Origin of the sequence: Dyadobacter sp. CY326 (assembly GCF_021390515.1) — a bacterium.
Taxonomy (GTDB): Bacteria; Bacteroidota; Bacteroidia; order Cytophagales; family Spirosomataceae; genus Dyadobacter.
In genome coordinates this window covers 529,335-550,287 of sequence record NZ_JAJUXI010000003.1, presented here as the reverse complement: position 1 = coordinate 550,287, position 20,953 = coordinate 529,335, and the positions used below count along the sequence as shown (strand labels likewise).

At 46.8% G+C, this 20,953-nt stretch carries 12 protein-coding genes; 9 read left to right on the top strand and 3 right to left on the bottom strand.

Translation table 11 applies throughout. From position 1 onward, the window contains the following. Positions 1-84: 84 nt before the first annotated feature. Positions 85-1,932, top strand: a complete 1,848-nt coding sequence (locus tag LZG73_RS06740) for an alpha-amylase family glycosyl hydrolase (RefSeq protein WP_233847070.1) — start codon at positions 85-87, stop codon at positions 1,930-1,932. A 69-nt stretch (positions 1,933-2,001) separates the two neighbouring features. On the opposite strand, the gene LZG73_RS06735 is transcribed toward LZG73_RS06740, so the two are convergent. Then, positions 2,002-2,703 (bottom strand): type 1 glutamine amidotransferase domain-containing protein, encoded by a 702-nt coding sequence (locus LZG73_RS06735; RefSeq protein ID WP_233847069.1) that lies wholly within the window; start codon positions 2,701-2,703, stop codon positions 2,002-2,004. A gap of 114 nt (positions 2,704-2,817) precedes the next feature. Between LZG73_RS06735 and LZG73_RS06730 the strand changes: the two genes are divergently transcribed. From LZG73_RS06730 to LZG73_RS06720, 3 genes are all read left to right on the top strand, one after another. Beyond that, the gene (locus LZG73_RS06730) at positions 2,818-3,906 is read left to right on the top strand and encodes a sensor histidine kinase (protein WP_233847068.1); all 1,089 of its coding nucleotides are present in this window, start codon (positions 2,818-2,820) and stop codon (positions 3,904-3,906) included. Continuing rightward, on the top strand, positions 3,903-4,658 hold the full coding sequence (locus LZG73_RS06725; protein ID WP_233847067.1) for a LytTR family DNA-binding domain-containing protein: 756 nt from the start codon (positions 3,903-3,905) through the stop codon (positions 4,656-4,658). The genes LZG73_RS06730 and LZG73_RS06725 overlap by 4 nt, the downstream gene beginning before the upstream one ends. 126 nt (positions 4,659-4,784) lie before the next feature. Beyond that, the gene (locus LZG73_RS06720; RefSeq protein WP_233847066.1) at positions 4,785-5,552 is read left to right on the top strand and encodes a hypothetical protein; all 768 of its coding nucleotides are present in this window, start codon (positions 4,785-4,787) and stop codon (positions 5,550-5,552) included. A gap of 25 nt (positions 5,553-5,577) precedes the next feature. Here LZG73_RS06720 and LZG73_RS06715 read toward each other — a convergent pair whose 3' ends face one another. Next, the gene (locus tag LZG73_RS06715; protein ID WP_233847064.1) at positions 5,578-6,351 is read right to left on the bottom strand and encodes an NrtR DNA-binding winged helix domain-containing protein; all 774 of its coding nucleotides are present in this window, start codon (positions 6,349-6,351) and stop codon (positions 5,578-5,580) included. 177 nt (positions 6,352-6,528) lie between these two features. Between LZG73_RS06715 and LZG73_RS06710 the strand changes: the two genes are divergently transcribed. From LZG73_RS06710 to LZG73_RS06690, 5 genes are all read left to right on the top strand, one after another. Beyond that, a complete protein-coding gene (locus LZG73_RS06710) occupies positions 6,529-9,996 on the top strand; it encodes a ThuA domain-containing protein (RefSeq protein WP_233847062.1) in 3,468 nt (1,155 codons plus the stop codon). A gap of 27 nt (positions 9,997-10,023) precedes the next feature. Next, on the top strand, positions 10,024-13,326 hold the full coding sequence (locus tag LZG73_RS06705) for a glycosyl hydrolase (protein ID WP_233847061.1): 3,303 nt from the start codon (positions 10,024-10,026) through the stop codon (positions 13,324-13,326). Between the two features lie 32 nt (positions 13,327-13,358). After that, entirely contained in the window at positions 13,359-13,742 is a 384-nt protein-coding gene (locus LZG73_RS06700; RefSeq protein ID WP_233847060.1) for a hypothetical protein, read from the top strand. A gap of 147 nt (positions 13,743-13,889) precedes the next feature. Continuing rightward, a complete protein-coding gene (locus tag LZG73_RS06695; protein ID WP_233847059.1) occupies positions 13,890-15,233 on the top strand; it encodes a serine hydrolase in 1,344 nt (447 codons plus the stop codon). 108 nt (positions 15,234-15,341) lie between these two features. Then, positions 15,342-19,361, top strand: coding sequence for an ATP-binding protein (locus LZG73_RS06690; protein WP_233847058.1), 4,020 nt, complete (start codon positions 15,342-15,344; stop codon positions 19,359-19,361). A gap of 35 nt (positions 19,362-19,396) precedes the next feature. On the opposite strand, the gene LZG73_RS06685 is transcribed toward LZG73_RS06690, so the two are convergent. Further along, positions 19,397-20,923, bottom strand: a complete 1,527-nt coding sequence (locus LZG73_RS06685) for a glycosyltransferase family 39 protein (protein ID WP_233847057.1) — start codon at positions 20,921-20,923, stop codon at positions 19,397-19,399. Positions 20,924-20,953: the final 30 nt, after the last annotated feature.

Below are 20,953 nucleotides of genomic sequence, written 5' to 3'. Positions count from 1 at the left end.
TGCTTCGTGTTTCTGTTTAAATTGATAAACAAAGCATTGGCATCGTTAACCAATGTCACAACTTAACGTTAAATCTGGGAGACGATGATCAACTTGAATGAAGTAGGAGCGCGTGCAAGTCAGGATGCGGGAGGCAACTGGCAAATCAACTTCGGGATTTATCTGCCGGGGATCACATTCAACAAAGGTTATCGGCTGAAACTGCGCATCATTCACGAGTTTGACCAGTTTGTTCGCGGCATAGAGCCTGCTGATTTCTGGATGAGCTGGGAGAACGGTTCCGAGCTTGATTTATGGACGGCTTCCGTTTCTTTGCAGCCCAACACCGCAAGTCGTTTTGGCGAAACCGGCCGCTATCTGTATCGTTATCAGTTGTTAAGAGGCGAGCAGGAAGTTACATTCTGGTTTGCCGATCCGTTTGGCCCGGAGTCGGGCGTTGGCACGCTTTCCAGTGTGACCGTCGAGCCTGACCAGCAGCCATTTCCTTGGCTTGATGCCGTTTTTCAGGTTCCCGAAGTGGATCAAATGGTTGTGTATGAACTCAATGTCCGAGAGTTTAACCGAGATTTTGATGGCGTGATCCTGCAACTGGATTACTTGTGGGATTTGGGCGTTAATGTCCTGGAACTGATGCCCGTAACCAATGTGAAGGAAGACGTGGAATGGGGTTACACACCGCTCGGATATTTTGCTCCCGACGAACGGCTCGGTGGAATAGATGGACTCAAACGGCTCGTAAATGCCTGCCACGTGCGCGGAATTGCAGTCATTCTTGACGCGGTTTATGCTCACGCGCATCCGGAATTCGCTTATAGTCAGATCTATAAGCACAGCGGTGAGCCCAACCCGATGATGGGCAATTTTGCGGGTGAATTTTTCAATGACAATCCTGGCGCCGATTACACCAAGCCATTTACAAGAGACTTCTTTTTTGTTTTGAATCAATATTATCTCGAACATTATCACGTCGATGGCTTCCGTTATGACTATGTTCCCGGCATGTATGACGGCTTCATGGGGCAAGGTTATGCGCAATTGGTGTTCCGCACTTACGAGCATTCGCGGTCAATTTCACGATTTGCAGCTCCCAACCGCAGCAAGATCATTCAATGTGCCGAACATTTGCCGGCTCCCCAGGAAATCCTTTCCAAAACTTACACCAACACTTGCTGGCAAAATGGTCTGCTGGACTTGTCAGGTAACACGGCGCGGAATCATTTTGTCAATGCATCTTTCGCGCATCAGCTTGACCCGCAGATGAATGGTTACCCGAGCGAATATCATTATGAATCTTCCGGAGACCGCTTTCCAGTTGCGCCGTTTCAATATCTTGAATCACACGACCATGCACGATTTATCAATTCTTTTGGCGCAGGGGCAGTGCGGGATTTGCTGGGTGAGGCATATGGAGATCGGGGTGATTTTTATAAAATGCAGCCATTTATCATTGCGTTTTACACTGCAAAGGGCATTCCCATGCTTTGGCAAGGGCAGGAATTTGGTGAAAACTGGGGTGTTCCCGGCGGCGGGATCGGGCGTAATTTGTTTGAACGGCCTCTTCATTGGGAATATTTTTATGACGGTCCGGGTAAGGCGCTCGTCCGGCTGCACAGGATCTTGGGCAAGCTGCGCAGGGAAACGCAGGCGCTGACCAGCCGGGGTTATTTTTATTACTATTTCGAATCAGATCATTTGAACAAACAGGTGATTGCATTTCGCCGAAACAGCATGGATGGATTGCCGGGAGCAAGCGCAATGATCGCCATCAATTTTTCAAATCAAACGCAACAGATCTGGCTTCCTTTTCCGGAAACAGGAATCTGGAAGGAACACATTGACGGCCATCATTCTCCGGTTGAAGTCAATTCGGATAACGAATGGCTGCCCATCAATGTTCCGGGAAACTACGGAGCGATTTTTCTAAAAACATAATTTTCCAAAAACATAAAAAGAGCGGGACAGCACAATGCGATCCCGCTCTTTTATCTAGTTCAATGCGGATTAATGCGCAGAAACAGGCTGTTTTTCGAGAAACTCAATGAGCGCTTTGGCTGTCGGGCCTGCCGATGCCGGATTTTGACCCGTGATGAGCAGACCGTCCGTTTCTACATGCGATGTAAATGGAATAAGTGCCGAATCGAAATCGGCGCCAAGCTCAATCAGGCGATCTTCCAGTTTGTAAGGAACATTGTCAGACCGGAATGTCAGTGCTTCCTCCGTATTTGTAAAGCCAGCCAATTTCTTGCCTTTTAGCAAGCCCGGACGCAACAATGCAGCTGCAATCAGCGCCGCTGGTCCATGGCAAACTGCGCCCACCGGACGACCGGAATCCAGAAAATCGAGAATGATCTGACCGCTTGTGGCGCTGTCGGCAAGGTCCCAGATCGGGCCGTGGCCGCCTGGATAAAATACGGCGTCAAACTTGTCAAGATCCGCTTCTTCCAGCATAATTGTGTTTTCAAAAACGCGCTGGGCAATGGAATCGTCCTGAAAACGTCGGTTTGAAGCAGTGATATTTTCGGTCAATGTGCTCATCGGGTCCACCGGCGGCGTTCCACCTTTCGGGCTCGCCAGCACAACGCTATATCCCTGATCGATAAATTCATAATATGGGTCTGTAAATTCCCCCAGCCACACGCCTGTTTTGCTATCCGTGTTCTCCATGTCCTTATGCGAAGTCAGGATCATTAATATATTTTTCATAAAAGCGATTGTTGATGATTTGTAGGATTGGTGTCAAAATATCATTCCTGCAGGCCCTAGCCTCCACATCCATCAAAAATCCCCTACATTTGAAAAAATGCATTTTGTTAGAATATGCGGCTTTATAAACTTGGTCAGAAATGGTTGCTGGGCTTTGCGCTGGCGATCGTTTACATTCCGTTGAGAACTTTCCTGAATGTCGATGATGACGTCTGGGGGACGGTTCTGCGCAAACTGCCATTGTTTTCTGTCGAGGTCGTGATCAGCATGGTGTTTTACACGAGCTGGATTTATCTGATCGACTGGTTTCTGAAAAAGCTCACGGCATTAACAGGAAGCGACCGTTCTGCTGAATTCAAAATTTCGCATCAGCTCATCGCCCTTGTTCCCGCCGTGCTGCTGGCGTTGATTTTCAATTATGTGCTGACGCATACGTGGGCGTTTATGGACTCATTTTGGAGTGAAGAACCCATGCGTTACGGGCGCGCCGCGTCCAAGTCCCGGATGTTTTATGCCGCGCATCGTGCCAATCAGGCGTTGACCATTCTTGCATTGATTGCCGGTTATTATTTGTGCGTAAGCAATCAGGTGCAGGAAAAATTGAAAAAGCTGCTCGTGGATTCGGAAAAACTGGCGACTGAAAACATGAGCGCGCGGTTTTTGGCTTTGAAAAATCAAATCAGCCCGCATTTTTTGTTCAATAATCTGAGTGTTCTTGCCTCACTGGTGGAGACGCGGCCAGAAAAATCGAGCGCGTTTATCCAGCAGCTTTCGCTGGCCTACCGCTACATTCTCGAACAGGCAGAATTGCATCAGATCAGTTTGAAAGAAGAAATCAAATTTTTGGAAACTTACACATTCCTGCTCAGGACGCGTTTTCAGGAAAAGGTGCGCATTGAAGTGAACATTCCAAACGAAGACCTCGAAAAATACGCGATCATTCCACTCACATTGCAGCCGCTGATCGAGAATGCGGTGAAGCACAACACTATGTCGATGCAGCATCCGCTGACGATCAGCATTTACATTGAGAAGGGAATGTTAATTGTAAGCAACCCATTGCAGCTAAGGCAATTGAGAGAATCCACAACCAGGCTGGGCCTGCAAAACATTGAGAGCCGTTACAAACTTTTGCAAAATAAACTGGTCATTATTGAAAAAACGGACGCTAATTTCGTCGTGAAAATCCCGCTGATATCATGAATGTGCTGATCGTAGAAGATGAAGATTTAAGTGCGGAGCGCCTGCAAAAGCTGATTTTCGGCATTGACCCATCCATCAGAGTGCTCGCAACCATTCCCTCCGTTTTTGAAACCATCGCCTATCTCCAAAACGAGGCCAAAACCCAGCCTGACCTGATATTTTTGGACATTCACCTCGAAGATGACAACGGTTTTCGCATTGTCGAAAGTCTTGATCTGATGATCCCGGTCATTTTCACCACAGCGTTTGACGAATATGCATTGAAAGCGTTCAAGGCCAACAGCATTGATTATCTTTTGAAGCCCATTAATCCACTGGAATTGCAGGCGTCATTGTTGAAATTCAAGAAGTTGTCAGCGCCTGTCACAGCAACTCCGTCCACAATGGTAGCTGAAATTTTGCCCACCGACGCTTACAAAGATCGGTTCCTCTGCACGGCCGGTTCACGCATATTTACTTTTAAAACATCCGAGATTGCTTACTTCATGATCGAAGAGCGGTCCACATTTCTAAGGTTGTTTGACGGTCGGCATTTTGCCGTCGAATACAGCCTCGAACGGTTGTCTCAGATGCTTGACCCGAGCCAGTTCTTCCGCATTAACCGCACGTTGCTGATTTCGATTGATGCCATTAAAAACATCCACGCAATCTCGCCGGGAAGGCTGAAAATTGAGCTTAACCCCGCATTGTCCCAGGAAACGACCGTCAGCGCGGACCGCATGTCGGAGTTCAAAAACTGGCTCGGACGATAATTTCCCGAAAGACTTCTGCACGCAAATTTGCCTGTTCAAACACCAAAAACGGCCCTTCAGACAATCTGATTTTCTTTGTAACCTTTGAATTACAAAATTGTGCTGTTGCATAAGCCAGAAATGTGTATGACAGCCATTAAATTCAGTGCGCAAAAGAAATTTCACTTGCTCCAATGCAAAACGCGAAGCTTAAATGAGCGCCCGGAACACCTTTCGCATTACCGCGTTTTGTTTGTGATTTCGGGAGAGGGGAAGTTTGTTTTAAACCATGAAATCCATTCCTATTGCCCTCAGGGCGTTATTTTCCTGGAACCTGAGCAGAAGCCGCTTTTTCAGGAAGATAAGGTGACCGAAGCATTCATGATCGCTTTTGACACGCATTTAGCCGACGACTTCCAAAAGAAAAAGGCCCTGACCCCAGACTTTGCAGACACTTACAAACTAGCTGAAAATATTTGCAAAAACCTTCGCATTCGTCAGGGGCAACCCATTCGCGATGAGCGCGATGCGCAGATGGTCCATTATTTGGTTAATCAAATTTCATATGAACTTACGCAGCAACCCGCTTCTTATCTTAAACTAATCAAAAGCAGCATTGATCTGATCGTCAATATATTAGCCCGAAATAATTATGCGAGCAAAATGGCTGATGAAAATTCAATCCAGCAATTCACAGCCGATTCGATGGTTACTTACCTGAAAACCGAGCTGGAAAGAAACAAAACGATCCGCGTAAATGAGCTGCTCTCGCGTTTTAACATCTCAGAGGAGGCTGCAAATTTGTGCATGCTGCACAGCACAGGCATGTCATTGCGCAATTTCATTTTAAAGTATAAAACCGATTTGTTCAAAAGCCGATTGTTGAAAATGGACATTTCGCAACCGTCTGCATAACGAAGAAAATCTCGAAAATTCAGTTTTAGCGCTTGAACCTGTAAAGATAAGGCGCCTTGTTGGCTGCTCCCGTAAACTTCTTTTCCAACCTTTCCAGCACATTCATATCCAGGATTTTCTTCTGAAAGTTGTTGCGCGCAAGGGGTTTGTCAAAAATTGTTTCGTACAATTCCTGCACATCTTTCATCGTAAAAGTTTCGGGAAGCAGGTTGAATGCAATGAGTTTTTCGTCGAAGCTCGCGCGCAGTGCGGAGAGGGCTTTTTCAACAATTTCATTATGGTCAATGATCAGTTCTGGCAATTCCTGAACATTATACCAATCAATGGATTCGTCAATGTCGATTTTCTGCGGAATCACCTTGTTAATGTCCACCAGCGCATAATAACCGATTGAAACAAAGCGCTTTGTGAGCCACATATATTCCTTTTTGTGCTCCTCGTCCATGATCAGCAATTCCGGATTGAGCTTCAAAAGGCGCTTCATAAATTTCAGATTGTTCCGTGCGGCATTGCCGAAGACGTGAAATTGTTCAAGATAAATTTCTTTAATCCCTGTTCGCGTCTGCAAAATGCGATGCGCAGCATCATCAATGTCTTCGTGCTGGTGGACAAATCCGCCGGGCACGCCCCAGAAATCGCCTTTGAAATTCAGTTTCGGAACAAGCACTTTCAGCGCCTTATTATGATAACCAAAAATGACGCAGTCAATGGACAGCTGGTCAATGTAATTCTGTTCACTGGGATTTGTCAAAATCGGTGTACTCACGTTTTTATCAGGGATAGGAGATTCGGTCAGCATTTGGCAAAACTAAGGTTTTTGGTGTCTTTAAATGTGCTATTGAGCCGAATCAATGCAGAAAACCGCAAGTAACTAGCACAATACAAATGAATAATAGAAAAAAATTTATTGTCTAATTTAAAGACAATAATTGAAATAAGATTAGCTTTGTTTGACTTAATTCAAACTTATTATCAGATGAAAGTAAAATCACTCATCATCAATGTCCTCTTTCTGGCGCTGGGGCTCAGTTATCAGGCGTCCTTTGCACAAGCCCCAAAGACGAACGTGCTGGTGTTCAGCAAGACGGCCGCTTTCCGGCATGCATCAATTGCTGCGGGTAATGCTGCCTTAGCCAAAATGGCGAAAGAGCAAGGTTTTGGCGTTAGCTTTACCGAGGATGCAGCGCAATTTAACGAGCGTAATTTGAAGAAATTCAATGCCGTGATTTTTCTGAATTCAACCGGCGATATCTTAACCAACGAGCAGCAAACGGCGTTTGAAAGATTTATTCAGGCAGGCGGCGGTTATGTTGGCATTCACGCCGCTACGGACACGGAATATGAATGGCCCTGGTATGGCCAGCTTGCAGGCGCTTATTTCTTGGATCACCCGATGACGCCGAGCAATGTGCAAAAAGGGAAATTTATTGTAACTGAAAAAAACCATTGGGCCACGCAAGGAATGCCGGATGAGTTTGAGCGGTCGGATGAGTTTTATAGTTTTAAAGACATTTCACCCAACATTAAAGTTGTCCTCAAAATAGATGAAAAAAGCTATATAGGCGGCAAAAACCCAGATTTTCACCCGATCAGCTGGTATCAGGAGTTTGATGGCGGTCGCGCGTTTTACACGGCAATGGGTCACACCGATGAGACATTTTCTGAGGTTTTGTTTCTCAACCACCTTTTGGCAGGAATTAAATATGCGGTTGGCGGCGATGCGCCGAAGCCGGTAGATTTTTCGAAAAGCCGTCCCGAGGAGAACCGCTTTACAAAAGTGGTTTTGCAAGAAAAACTCGACGAGCCGATGGAACTGAGCGTCCTGAATGACGGGCGCGTTCTGTTCATAGAGCGAAAAGGTGATGTGAAGCTTTACAACATTAAAAGCAAAGAGCTGAAAACGATTGCCAAAATGCCTGTCAGCACGAAATACAAGAACAAAGAAGGCAAGGAATCGGTGGGTGAGGACGGACTTTTGGGCTTGAATAAGGATCCTAATTTTGCACAAAATCACTGGATTTACCTTTATTACTCCGTTCCCGAAGAGCCGAAAAATGTGTTGGCGAGGTTTGAATTGAAAGGCGATGAGCTTGATTTTAATTCCAAAAAAGTGCTGCTCGAAATCCCGACACAGCGCGAAGAATGCTGCCACACGGGCGGTTCGATTGCCTGGGACAAGGCGGGAAACCTGTATTTGTCAACGGGTGATAACACGAATCCGCACGGCTCCAACGGTTACAGTCCGAGCGACGAGCGCGAGGGCAGAAGTGCGTGGGATGCGCAAAAATCTTCGGCTAATACAAATGACTTGCGCGGCAAGATTATCCGCATTAAGCCACAAGCCGATGGCACGGCCGGAGCCGCCCCTTACACCATTCCGGAAGGAAATCTTTTTCCAAAAGGCACACCAGGAACAAGGCCCGAAATTTTCACGATGGGCCACAGAAACCCGTTCCGGATTTCTGTTGATCAGAAAACTGGATTCGTATATTGGGGAGAGGTTGGCCCGGATGCAGCCAAGCCCGATTCTTCTCGCGGACCTGCGGGCCATGATGAAGTTGGACAGGCTCGTAAAGCCGGAAACTTCGGTTGGCCGCATTTCGTGGGAGACAATAAGGCTTATAACAAATACGATTTTACCGCAAGCAAGTCGGGCGAACTTTGGGACGTCAATGCGCCTAGCAACAATTCTCCGAATAACACAGGTCTAAAAGTGCTTCCGCCTGCTCAAAAGGCATTTATTTGGTATCCTTACGGTGCGTCTAAAGAATTTCCACTGGTGGGCAGCGGCGGAAGGAACGCCATGGCTGGCCCCGTTTACTATTCCGATGCATTCAAAAATGCGCCGAATGCATTCCCGAGTTACTACAATAATAAGTTGCTGACTTATGACTGGATGCGAGGCTGGATTATGTCCGTTACAATGGATAAGGAAGGGAATTTTGTTGCCATGGAGCGTTTTATGCCGAGTTATAAATTTTCCAACCCAATGGACATGGAATTTGCCGAAAATGGCGATTTGTACATGCTTGAATATGGAACAGGCTGGTTTTCTGCTAACGACGATGCACGATTGATCCGCATTGAATACAATGGCGGCAACCGCAAACCTCAGATCCAGATGACAGCCAACAAAATGGGCGGCGCTTCGCCATTGGCATTGAAATTGAGTGCGAAAGGAACAAAAGACGCTGACGATGATGTCCTCACATATTCGTGGAAAATTACTTCTAAAAATGGTTTCAGCAAACTGGTCAACACGCCGGATGCAAATCTTACCCTCGCCAAATTAGGCGCTTACAAGGCAACATTAACCGTCAATGATGGCAAAGGAGGCATTAGCACGCAATCGATGGACATTAGTGTAGGAAACGAGCCGCCTGTGCTAAGCCTGGATATGCCCGCAAGTAACAAATCGTTTTATTCACCAGACAAGCCTTTCAACTACGACATTAAAGTGGCTGATAAGGAAGATGGAACTTTGGAGAAAGGCATTGATCCCGAGCGCGTTGCAGTCAACATTGATTACCTGGCCGAAGGATACGACAAGATCGCCATTGCGCAGGGTCACCGATCGGCAGACGCAGGCGCAGCATTCAGCGCAGGTAAAAAACTGATCGAAGCGAGCGATTGCAAAGCCTGCCACAGCGTTGATAAGAAATCCATCGGGCCAGCTTACCGGGAAGTTTCGCAGAAATATAAAGATGACAAAAGTGCGGTTGAAAGGCTGACCAAGAAAGTAATTTCCGGCGGAGCAGGGGTTTGGGGAGAAACTGCAATGGCAGCGCACCCGCAACTTTCCGCCGCAGATGCTTCGGAAATGGTGAAATACATTCTGAACGTTGTCAATGAGAAGCCGAAAGAAAAATCGTTGCCATTGAAGGGAAGTTACAATGCCAAATTGCCAACGGGCGACAAGGGAAAAGGCGTTTTCATCGTCAGAGCCGCTTATGAAGATGGCGGTGCGAGCGGACTGCCTGCATTGAAATCCGAGCAGTCGCTTGTCCTTAGGAATGCGAAAGTGGACATGCATGGCTACGACGCCTACGAGGACATTATGAAGATTTCTAATGGTGGCATGAACCTCGCCATTGCCTCAAAATCAGGTGCTTATATGTTGCTTAAACAAGTGGACCTGAATGCAGTAACCGAATTGCAGCTGCAAGCCATTGCGCCAAAGCCGCAGGTCAACGCAGCCGGCGGGAAGGTTGAATTGCGACTGGATAGCCCGACGGGAAAATTAGTTGGAGAGTCAACAATGCTGGCCACTTCCGAAGCGCTCGATTTCAAGCCAACGTTGCTGTCGGTGCCCATTAAACCCGGTGCCAATGCGGATGGAAAATTGCATGATGTGTATGTCGTTTTTGTGAATCCGCAAGCGGATGGCCACACATTGATGGTGGTGATGGGAACCGAGTTCAAGCTTGGTGCGGAAGCGCAGTGATTTCTCAAACCTAAAACCAGTCGGCCAATGAAACGTTTAACGATTCTTGCCTGGATAATTCCTGTTTTTACTTTTGCGCAATCTCCTGCGCTCCAAACCGGTTTTCAAAATCCACCGGACGCCGCCAAACCTCGCGTTTGGTGGCATTGGATGAATGGAAACATAACCAAAGAAGGCATTACGAAGGATTTGGAATGGATGAAGCGCGTTGGCATAGGCGGGTTTCAAAACTTCGACGCGAGCCTTTTTACGCCTCAGGTGACGCCTAAAAAGCTCGTTTTCATGACGCCGGAGTGGAAAGACGCATTCAAGCACACGACGGATCTTGCCAAAAAATTGCAATTAGAAATGACCATTGCCGCCTCGCCCGGATGGAGCGTAACCGGCGGTCCCTGGGTTCCGGCGAGCGATGCAATGAAAAAATATGTCTGGACCGAAACGCCTGTTAAAGGCGGACAGGCGTTTTCGGGAAAGCTTCCGCAGCCATCCAGCGTGACAGGCAGTTTTCAGAACATTCCGGTCGGCGCAAGCACGCTCGGCGGCCCGTCGGGCCCGCTTCCGACTTATTATGCGGACGCTGCGGTGATTGCCTATAAATTGCCCGCTTCCGAAAAATCCTTAACCGCATTAAATCCAAAGATCACCTCCAGCGGCGGTGCATTCACGCTTACCGGGCTGACTGACGGTGATTTGGCAAAATCCACACTGTTGCCTCCAACCGAAGTGGGTCAGGAAATGTGGATTCAATATGAATTTGAAACGCCGCAAACTGTCAAGGCATTCATGCTCGTAGGCGCAAGCAGTGGCGGGCCGTTGGCAGAATTCCGCGGTGCACCCGACAACCGCACATTGAAAGTGGGTGACGACGGCACGACATTCCGCGATGTGGTGATCATCAGAGGCAGCACGGTGCAGCAAAACACAATGGGCATTTTACCCGTTACTGCAAAATATTTCCGGGTGGCTTTCAAAACATTGCCGCCCCAGGGAAATCCGTTCGCGGAAATGTTTGGCGCCAGCGCAGAACCGCCAAAACCCGAAGGCGTCTCGGTCGCCGAACTTGTGCTTTACAACACGGATCGCATTGATTTATTTGAAGAAAAAGCGGGTTTCAGTCCGTGGAAAGAAAGCACGCACAGTTTGGTCAGAAAAGAAGCGGACGCAATTCCTACGCAGGACGTGCTGGATTTGACCTCAAAAATGACTGCTGACGGCACATTGAATTGGACTGCTCCGGCTGGAAACTGGATTGTTATGCGCATGGGTTATTCCATTACAGGCCGGCAAAATCACCCCGCGTCACCCGAAGCGACAGGCCTTGAAGTGGACAAGCTGGACAAAACGGCCGTTACCAAATACATTAACACTTACCTGGACATGTATCAGGACGCAACGGGCGGACAAATGGGCGCATCGGGCCTCACGCACATGGTGCTCGACAGTTACGAAGCCGGACACATGACCTGGACCAAGGCAATGCCGGAAGAATTTAAAAAACGACGCGGTTACGACATCACGCCGTGGATTCCCGTGCTGACCGGACGCGTGGTGCAAAGCTCCGAGGCAAGCGAAAGATTTCTCTGGGATTTCCGGAAAACCATCGGAGAAATGATTGTTGAAAACCATTATGAAGTCATTGGCGACGCGCTGCATGCACGGGGCATGAAACGTTACACCGAATCGCACGAGAACGGACGCATTTTCCTGGCCGACGGCATGGACGTAAAACGCAAAGCGGACATTCCAATGTCTGCCATGTGGACACCGGGCAGCCTGGCTGGTGGCGCAGATGAAGAAGTCAGAAGTGAAGCCGACATTCGTGAGGCGGCGTCGGTGGCGCATATTTATGGGCAAAATCTGGTTGCGGCCGAGTCTATGACATCGATCAGCAATGCATTCAGCTGGCATCCCGAAAAACTGAAACGCACTGCCGACCTGGAAATGGCTTCCGGACTGAACCGGTTCGTGGTGCACACCTCGGTGCATCAGCCGCTGGATGATAAGAAGCCGGGCATTTCGCTTGGGCCTTTCGGTCAGTATTTTACGAGGCAGGAAACGTGGGCAGAGCAGGCGAAAGCCTGGATGGATTACCTGGGCCGCAGTTGCTATTTGTTGCAGCAGGGCAAGCCGGTCGTGGACATTTTATATTACTATGGCGAGAACAGCAACATCACGCAGGTGAGCGCAACGAAGCTGCCAGCCATTCCTCCAGGTTATGAATTTGACTATGCCAATGCTTCTGTTTTAAAGAATGCAGTCAAAATTGAAAGGGGAAATATCGTCGCGACGAGCGGACAGCAATATCGCTTGCTGGTGCTTGATTCCACAGCCAAAGCCATGACATTGCCCGTCTTGAAAAAGCTAGGTGAATTGGTTAAAGCAGGAATGAAAGTGGCAGGCGTTAAACCAGCATATTCTCCTAGCCTGAGCGACAATGCTGCCGAATTTACAACGCTGGTCGATCAGATTTGGAGCAATGCAAATGTGTCGTCAAAGCCATTGGAGACGGTTTTACACGACATTAGCGTGCAAAAAGATGTGGAAATTTCAGGGGCTAAATCAAAAATTCTGTATGTGCACCGCCAGACCGATAATGCAGATATTTATTGGCTCAACAACCGCAGCGACAGTCCCAATGAGGCCACTTTAAGTTTTCGTGTAACGGGTAAAGTGCCGCAATTGTGGAATGCGGAAACCGGCAAAACGGAGGAAGTTTCGTATCAAATCAAAGACGGACACACGATCGTTCCGCTCCAATTTCAGTCCTGGGATGCATATTTCATCGTTTTTGGTGAAAAAGCATCTGTAACAAGTTATACAAAGCCTGCCATCACGGAAGCAGAAATTGCCACAACGAACGCCGCCTGGAAAGTGACATTTCAAGAGGGCAGGGGAGCTCCGCAAACGGCTTCGCTGAATGCTTTGGCCTCACTGTCTGACAATGCCGATCCGGCAATCAAGTATTTTTCGGGCACCGCTGCTTATGAAAACACAATCACCATTCCGGCTGTAAACAAGGGAAGTGCTTACATGCTCGATCTGGGCGATGTGAAGAACATTGCAGAAGTGCGTGTGAATGGGAAAAGCGTGGGCACGGTTTGGAAAAAACCATTCCGCATTGACGTTACAAGTGCATTGAAAGCGGGCGCAAACACCATCATCGTAAATGTTACCAACACCTGGGTCAACCGCCTGATCGGTGATGCCCAGCCCGGCGTTACAAAAAAAATAACATTTACAACATTGCCTTTTTACAAAGCGGACGCGCCTTTGCTGCCATCCGGCCTGCTTGGACCCGTGCGTTTAATGGAATCCAAACAAAGTAAGTAATCAAATCAAGTTCAGTTTATAAATCAAAAGCAATGAAAAAAGCAGCTATTATTCTCGTCGTTTTACTTTCAGTTGTATCATTCAAAGGGTTTTCTCAAACCGCGGCACCAACGGATTTCTTTGCTGGAAAATGGGAATTAATGATTGTCGGCACACCCAACGGCGATGCGAAGCTGGTGACTGATCTGGTGCGCAAAGATGGCAAGCTAAGCGGCGAACTGAAAGACCCGACCGGTACAAATCCGGAAGCACTTCCGATCACCAACGTTGTGGAAGAAGGAAACAAATTAACGCTTTACTTCACAGCGCAGGGAACGGACGTGAACATGGACCTAGTGAAAGTGGATGACGATCATTTAAAAGGCTCCATCATGAATGGCATGTTCGACGCGAGCGCAGTGCGGGTTAAGGAATGATTTAGCAATCAATTGAATGGATGTTATTTGAATCGCCGGCGGAACCAAACGGATCTGCCGGCGAATTTTTTTAGCAACATGAATGACATTACGGTTACAAATCTGCTCTTTTGCGTTTGTCAACGTTTAACCGTCAATCGTAACCCCATGTCCAAATTAAAACTGCTCTGTTTCGCCCTGCTGCTTTTACCACAATTTTGCATTGCCCAGTCATCGAAAACAGCTCGCCTCGACAGTCTTTTCAGTTTGTTGGATTCAAAAAACAAAATGATGGGGAGTGTGAAGCTGACCGCCGCGGGGCAGACTTTTTACGAAAAAAGCATTGGATTTGCTGAAATCAACGATATAAAGAAAAAACCTGCAAACCGGGACACCCGATATAGGGTCGGCTCCATAACCAAGACATTCACTGCGACGATGATCTTGCAGCTTGTTGAAGAAAAAAAGCTGGATCTCACAACCACATTGGATAAATATTTTCCGACCGTGCCCAATGCAGCGCAAATCACCATGCGCATGCTCCTGAATCACCGCAGCGGAATCCATAATTACACCAACGACGCGTCCTTTTTGCGGACCTTGACAAAATCGAGAACAGCCGAAGAAATGACCAATGTAATCATGGGACAAAAATCGGATTCCCAGCCAGATCAGCGGACGGAATACAGCAACTCTAATTATGTGCTGCTTGGTTTTATCATTGAAAAAATCACCGGAAAGTCTTACGCCGAAAACCTGGAAAAACATATTCTCGCAAAGCTTGGACTCAAAAACACGCGTTATGACGGCAAAACAGACATTGAAAAAAACGACACATATTCCTACGATTTTGTTGACAAATGGGTGAAACACGATGAAACCGACCTCAGCAATGTGCTCGCGGCAGGTTCCATTATTTCAACAACATCGGACTTGACTGCTTTCATTGATGGCTTGTTTTCAGGCAAGCTCATCAGCACCGAAAGTCTGGAAAAGATGAAAACAATTACGGACGGAATGGGCCTTGGAATGATCCGCGTGCCATTTTATGATGAAATTGGATATGGGCACAATGGCAGTCTGGACGGTTATCAAAGCACGCTTTACCATTTTCCGAAGGATAAAGTCACGGTCGCAATTTTATCCAACGGAACTGCCTATGCATTGAACGATGTCGTGATTGCATTGCTGAGCGCTTACTATGACAAGCCTTTTCAATTGCCGAATTTGAATGTTGCAAAATTGTCACCCGAAGAGCTCGGCCGTTATGAAGGGATCTATTCGAGCGATCAGATTCCGCTAAAAATAACGATTACTCCTCGCAATGGAACGATCAATGCACAGGCAACGGGCCAGCCCGAATTTCCCCTGATGTACAATGGCGGGAATATTTTCAGGTTCGACCAGGCTGGGATTGTGATGGAATTCCGCCCTGAGCAAAAAGAATTTACATTGAAACAAGGCGGTGTGGATTATCTTTTTAAGATCGAATCCATCCGTTCCGTTAACTAAATTTTCCTTAGATCAGCGCTTTTTTCTGAGCATGTTAAGACCAAATTGGATAAATTTGGTCAAGGTAACTGTTTGATTATGAACATAATCCGGTCGTCCGCTCAACTCATGAAAAAGCTCATATTGATCTGTGCGCTGGCATCAAGCCTCAATTTGGCTGCGCAAAAACCGCAAACTCCGCTCCACGCGATCTGGCAAAAGAGTCTGCCTTTCATCACCAATTACGTTACCGACGATTATAAGGCGGCGCTGCAAAACTGGGCGCTGCTGCAAGCCGATAATGGCATTGTGTATGCTGCCAATAACTCCGGAGTCCTGGAATTTGACGGCACAACGTGGCGGCTTATCAAAACGACCGAAGGCAGCCCTGCCCGGTCCATGGCCAAAACTTCGAGCGGCCGGATCTTTGTGGGCGGCTCGGGCGAAGTTGGTTATCTGGCGGCCAATGCACAGAACGAAATAGTTTTCTACTCGCTCAAAAACAAGCTGGACAGTGCCAATTGGGATTTTGGCAATGTATGGTTCACTTACGCACGAGGCAATTCAGTTTTTTTTATTTGTGACCAATATATTCTCAAATGGGACCAGGGTAAGTTTAGTGTTTGGAAAAGCAACATGGGCACGCTCGGTTTCGCCTGGATGATCCGTGAAACGCTTTATGTGAGTGTTAGCGGCAAGGGTTTGATGAAATTGGAAGGCAACGGCCTTGCGCTGGTCGAAGGAGGAGCCGATTTTAAAGGAATGGGACTCACCGGGCTGCTGCCTTATAGCGACAACCAATTGCTTGCCATCGGGCTGAACAAGCAGTTTAAGATCTACGACGGGCATTCGCTTCGTCCGTTTGCGAAAGACGGGAAAGCAGTCGAAATTATTGACGCGGTTTATCACGGCGTGCGGTTGTCAAACGGCGATTATGCACTCGCCACGACTGGTTCAGGGTTTTATCTGAGGGACCATTCCGGCAATATTAAAAGCCACATTTCGCGAAAGGACGGGCTGCCGAGCGACGCGATTTATGCAGCTTTTGAGGATGCTGAGGGCGATGTCTGGCTGGCAACGGACAACGGAATCAGCCGATTGGAAATCAATGCTCCATTAAGAATTTTAAATGCAAATCACGGCCTGGACGAAAATCCTTTCGACATTGAATTTTTCAACGGGAAAATTTATGCAACCAATTCAAAAGGTCTTTTTGAACTGAATCAATCAGCTGGAAATGGCATTGCAAAGCTTTCGTTCAGCAAAATAAAAGGCGTTGATAATCTGACCATGCATTGCCAGAAAATTGGTGAAAAGCTGATTGTCTCTAACTATGACGGCGTTTTCTCACTGGATAAAATGGGAAAACTTTCCATGATCATGCGTGAAAATGTAGTGCGTGTGGAGGAGTCTCGCGGGAATGCTGGGCATCTGTTCGTGGGACTGGAAGGACCGGGGATTACCGAGTTGCTTTATGCAGACGGGCAGTGGAAAAAGGGCGAAAAGAGGACTGACATTAAAGCCTATGCCGAATCATTTATCCGAGCTGCCAATGGAAATGTCTTCATCAACACCAGAAGAAGTGGCATTTTTGAAATGGCCTGGAAAGATCCGGCAAAGCCGAAAACGCTGAGCGATTCTTTCAATTTGATTCACCACAATGTTCATAATGGTTTGTCGTCGAACACGATCCGATCAATGGAAAGCGTTGATGGAAAAATTTACGTTTCGACAGATCATGCAATGCACCGTTTCAATCCGGCTAAGCATACCTTTGAAACAGATAAGGTGCTCACGGCGGGCATGAAACCTTATGAAGGCGGATGGATCAATGAAATTGTAGAAGGTCGTGACGCAAAAATGTGGTTTACGCTTTATCACAATTACCAGAGTCATGTGTTTAAGTATCAAAACAATGCATTGCGAAAGCTCCCGGTTTCAGGACGGTTCTCAGACGCATTGATCTCAAAAGTTTACGACAGCGGAGCGGGGATCACCATGTTCGGCTCAAATAAAGGAATTGTGCTCTTCGACGAAGACATGCAGGTTGGTCAGAACAATCCTTTCAAAACGCTGATCCGACGCGTTTTGATTAATAAAGATTCGTTATTGGATGTCTCCGCCAGCGGTTCTCATAATCCTGAAATCGAATACGGACACGATGGACTGCGATTTCAGTTCGCTTTGCCGAGCTATGACCTTTCTTCGAAAAATGAATTTCAGTATGATCTGGAAGGTTTTAATGCGCACTGGTCCGCTTGGTCGACTGAATCAATGGTTGATTTTACGAATTTGTCTGAGGGCGATTATGTGTTTCGGGTGCGTGGAAGGAATGTTTACGGAGAAGTGGGCGCAGAGGCCAGGCTTGCATTCACCATCCTTCCGCCCTGGTATCGCACCTGGTGGGCCTACGCAATGTATGTGCTGTTGCTTGCCGGTCTGACAATGCTAATCATTCGAATCCGGGAGCGGAAGTTGAAAATGGAAAAGCAACAGCTCGAAAACACGATCCGTGAGCGAACAGAGAAAATCATGACACAGACAGCCGAATTGCAGGAAATGGACCGGGTGAAGTCAAGATTTTTTGCCAACATTTCGCACGAATTCCGAACACCGTTAACCTTGATTTTGGCGCCTTTGGAGGAAGAAATTAAGAAAACGCCAAGAGGTGAACGCGAAGGTTTGCTGATCATGAAGCGCTATGCAAACCGGCTCGTTGAGCTGGTAAATCAGTTGCTCAATCTGTCCAAACTCGAAGCTGGCAAGATGGAGTTGCAGGTTGCAAAAGGCGATCTCAAACAGTTTCTCAACATTCTTTCTTCCTCATTTGACTCGCTGGCGCAGCATAAGGAGATCAATTTTACTCGCACGATTGAGATGGAAGAAAAACCATATTGGTTTGACGCAGACAAGCTCGAAAAAATCATCATTAATCTGCTTTCCAACGCATTCAAGTTCACGCCGCCATTCGGAACCGTGCTTTTCAATGCGCATATTTTAATGAAGGAAGGCCGTGAGACACTTGCCGTTAGCTTGTCGGACACGGGCAAGGGAATTGCGCCCGATGAGCAGCAGCGGGTGTTTGAATCGTTTTACCAATCGCGGCAGAAGACAGATGGTTACGAGGGCGGCACGGGCCTTGGACTCGCGCTGGTGAAAGAACTGGTGAAGCTGCATAATGGCACGATCCAATTGGAAAGCGCTGTTGGGTTTGGGTCGGTGTTTACCATGGAAGTTCCCGTTTCAAACGAGGCCTTTGCTGATAACCAGCTCATAACCAAGGTCAACGGCACATTGAAGTCTAAAATTTCTAACGGTGTTATAAAATCTGACGAAACCCAGACTGAAACAATTCGTAAGATTAAAATTGACCAGGAACCCAAGGATTCAGTTCTGATCGCTGAGGATAACAATGAACTGCGCGATTATATGGCCATACTTCTGGAAGGCCAGTTTGTTGTGCATAAGGCTGCCAACGGAGCCGAAGCATTGGAAATGGCAAGATGCGTAATGCCAAGTCTTATCATCAGTGACCTCATGATGCCGGTGATGGACGGCATAGAACTGACTTCTCAAATCAAATCAGACGTTCGAACAAGCCACATTCCTGTGATTTTATTGACTGCCAAAGGCGGTCAGGAGTCGCGGATTGACGGTTTGAAAACAGGTGCGGATGATTATCTTACCAAACCATTTTCTATTGAAGAACTTTCCGTCCGGGTCCGTAACCTCATTGATTTGCGCAAAAAACTCGCTGAACGATATCGCGAAAGAATCCGGGTTCAAGTAACGCCTTCAACCGAATTGTCGATCGATGATAAATTTTTGATGAAGGCAAAACACGTTGTGGAGGCAAATATGGAAGATGTTTCTTTCTCGGTTGAGAAAATGGCGGAAGAAATGAATCTTGGGCGCACGCAGCTGCTGAGAAAGATGAAAGCCCTCACAGGTCAGGCTCCCACGGATTTTATCAGAGATCTTCGTTTACAAAAAGCCGCTGAAATGATCCGTCAAAAGGCAGACACCATTACGCAGATCGGATATGCGGTCGGCTTCAATGATCAATCTTATTTCAGCAAATGTTTTAAAAAAGAATATGGTGAAACGCCCACGGAATATTCGTTGAGGGTTTCAAAAAAGAATGTTTAATGGCTTCAATGCTTGATTTCTTTTTTAGCGGAAAATTAGTCCCAAGTGCTGTTTTTAATGTCTTCTTTTAAAATGTTGTTAATTGAAACTTTCGCGTCGATTAATGTATATATGCTCGTCCCGAATTCACGCGCGTATCGGTTTTCAATTTTGCCGGTGCGCGTGATTTTTGTAAAAAGCGATTGCTCCTTTTTTCGCTCCGGATCATCATCATCCGCACTTTGAATCAGGATAATGTGCTTAACTTCCTCGTCCAATGGAAACCAATTGATATAATCCGCATTAAGCGTCACTGCTCGGATGTTTTCGTATTTGGAATAATAATTAATGGCGCCAGCCTGACCATAATTATCGCATAGAACAAGCGTGTGTTTTTTATCCGTAATTTTGGCGTAATCCGCGTCCACTTTCTGCGCAAGCTCCTTCCAGCCAAGCATATCTGCAAAATCCTGAGGCAATTCGTGATCCTTCCCGTCTTCCCATCGCAAGAGTCCCAAGTCTTTGTAAGCCTGTGAATTTTGCGCTATTTCAGCTGGACTTTTCGTTGGAAATGCAACCCTGAAAATGGGAATAAACAAGGCAATGTTAAGCAAGATTGCCACAGGCCTAAGCCAAATCAGCCTTCTTGTAAATAACATTTCCAGATAAACAGCTCCGAAAGCGAGAAATATTGGATAAAGACCAAGTGCATAATAACCTTTCGCACGCATGTAGGTAAAAAGTGATAAGCTGATGAGAAATGCCCAGAAAAAAGACTGATACTTTTTAAAAGCAGGATATCTGAAAAATGAGACAAACGCCGCCAGCAATACAAAAACAGATCCAAGGAAAAAGATGACCTGTTCTTTCAGAAAGTCCAGCCGGTTAACATTCACCAACTGCGATTTGGCGAGCAGTTTCATGTGATGAACAACCGGAAAGTCATGCTGATATTGCCAAACTAAATTCGGCGAAACAATAACCAGAGCCACAAGCGCCGCCAGATATAAATGCTTATTGGTAAATGTGCGCGGATGGGTAAAAAGCAAAGCGGGAGCAAGGCCTGCCATTAGGAAAACAACATTGTATTTATTTAAAAAACCAAACCCAAAAACAATTGCGGCAATGTAAAGCCATCTGTTTTTCTCGGTTTTAATAAATTGGAGCATCGCATAATACAGCGCCGTCCAGGCAAGAATATCAACCGAATTGGGCTGGAAAAGCATATTGATGCGTAAAAGCACGGAAAACGTGACCGCAGTTGCGCCTAATATTTTTGCATAAATTTCCCCGCCCAATGCCCCTATTGCTTTCCAGACAATGACCAATGTAAGCACGCCGGCGAGGGCGGGAAAAAATTTCACCCAAAATGTTGAGCCGCCCAGCAGTAAAATCAAAAATGAAGTCCAGGAGGTGAACGGCGGAACAGAAAGATAACCCCAGGCCAGGTGTTTGCCTTGATCCAGATGCAAATATTCATCTCGCTGCAAGTCATATTCAGGCGCAATAATGACATATTGCAGCACGAATTTTGTGACAATAAAAAGGCAAAGAATGAGCGTGGGAAGGGATTTATTTTTCATGCGAGAAAGTTAAAACATTTATACATTAAC

What these genes read in the sequence shown, in the direction of transcription:
- LZG73_RS06700 (WP_233847060.1), top strand. Translation starts at nt 13,359, where the DNA reads ATGAAAAAAGCAGCTATTATTCTCGTCGTTTTACTTTCAGTTGTATCA.
- LZG73_RS06715 (WP_233847064.1), bottom strand. Translation starts at nt 6,351, where the DNA reads ATGCTGACCGAATCTCCTATCCCTGATAAAAACGTGAGTACACCGATT.
- LZG73_RS06740 (WP_233847070.1), top strand. Translation starts at nt 85, where the DNA reads ATGATCAACTTGAATGAAGTAGGAGCGCGTGCAAGTCAGGATGCGGGA.
- LZG73_RS06735 (WP_233847069.1), bottom strand. Translation starts at nt 2,703, where the DNA reads ATGAAAAATATATTAATGATCCTGACTTCGCATAAGGACATGGAGAAC.
- LZG73_RS06685 (WP_233847057.1), bottom strand. Translation starts at nt 20,923, where the DNA reads ATGAAAAATAAATCCCTTCCCACGCTCATTCTTTGCCTTTTTATTGTC.
- LZG73_RS06720 (WP_233847066.1), top strand. Translation starts at nt 4,785, where the DNA reads ATGACAGCCATTAAATTCAGTGCGCAAAAGAAATTTCACTTGCTCCAA.
- LZG73_RS06705 (WP_233847061.1), top strand. Translation starts at nt 10,024, where the DNA reads ATGAAACGTTTAACGATTCTTGCCTGGATAATTCCTGTTTTTACTTTT.
- LZG73_RS06690 (WP_233847058.1), top strand. Translation starts at nt 15,342, where the DNA reads ATGAAAAAGCTCATATTGATCTGTGCGCTGGCATCAAGCCTCAATTTG.
- LZG73_RS06725 (WP_233847067.1), top strand. Translation starts at nt 3,903, where the DNA reads ATGAATGTGCTGATCGTAGAAGATGAAGATTTAAGTGCGGAGCGCCTG.
- LZG73_RS06730 (WP_233847068.1), top strand. Translation starts at nt 2,818, where the DNA reads ATGCGGCTTTATAAACTTGGTCAGAAATGGTTGCTGGGCTTTGCGCTG.
- LZG73_RS06695 (WP_233847059.1), top strand. Translation starts at nt 13,890, where the DNA reads ATGTCCAAATTAAAACTGCTCTGTTTCGCCCTGCTGCTTTTACCACAA.
- LZG73_RS06710 (WP_233847062.1), top strand. Translation starts at nt 6,529, where the DNA reads ATGAAAGTAAAATCACTCATCATCAATGTCCTCTTTCTGGCGCTGGGG.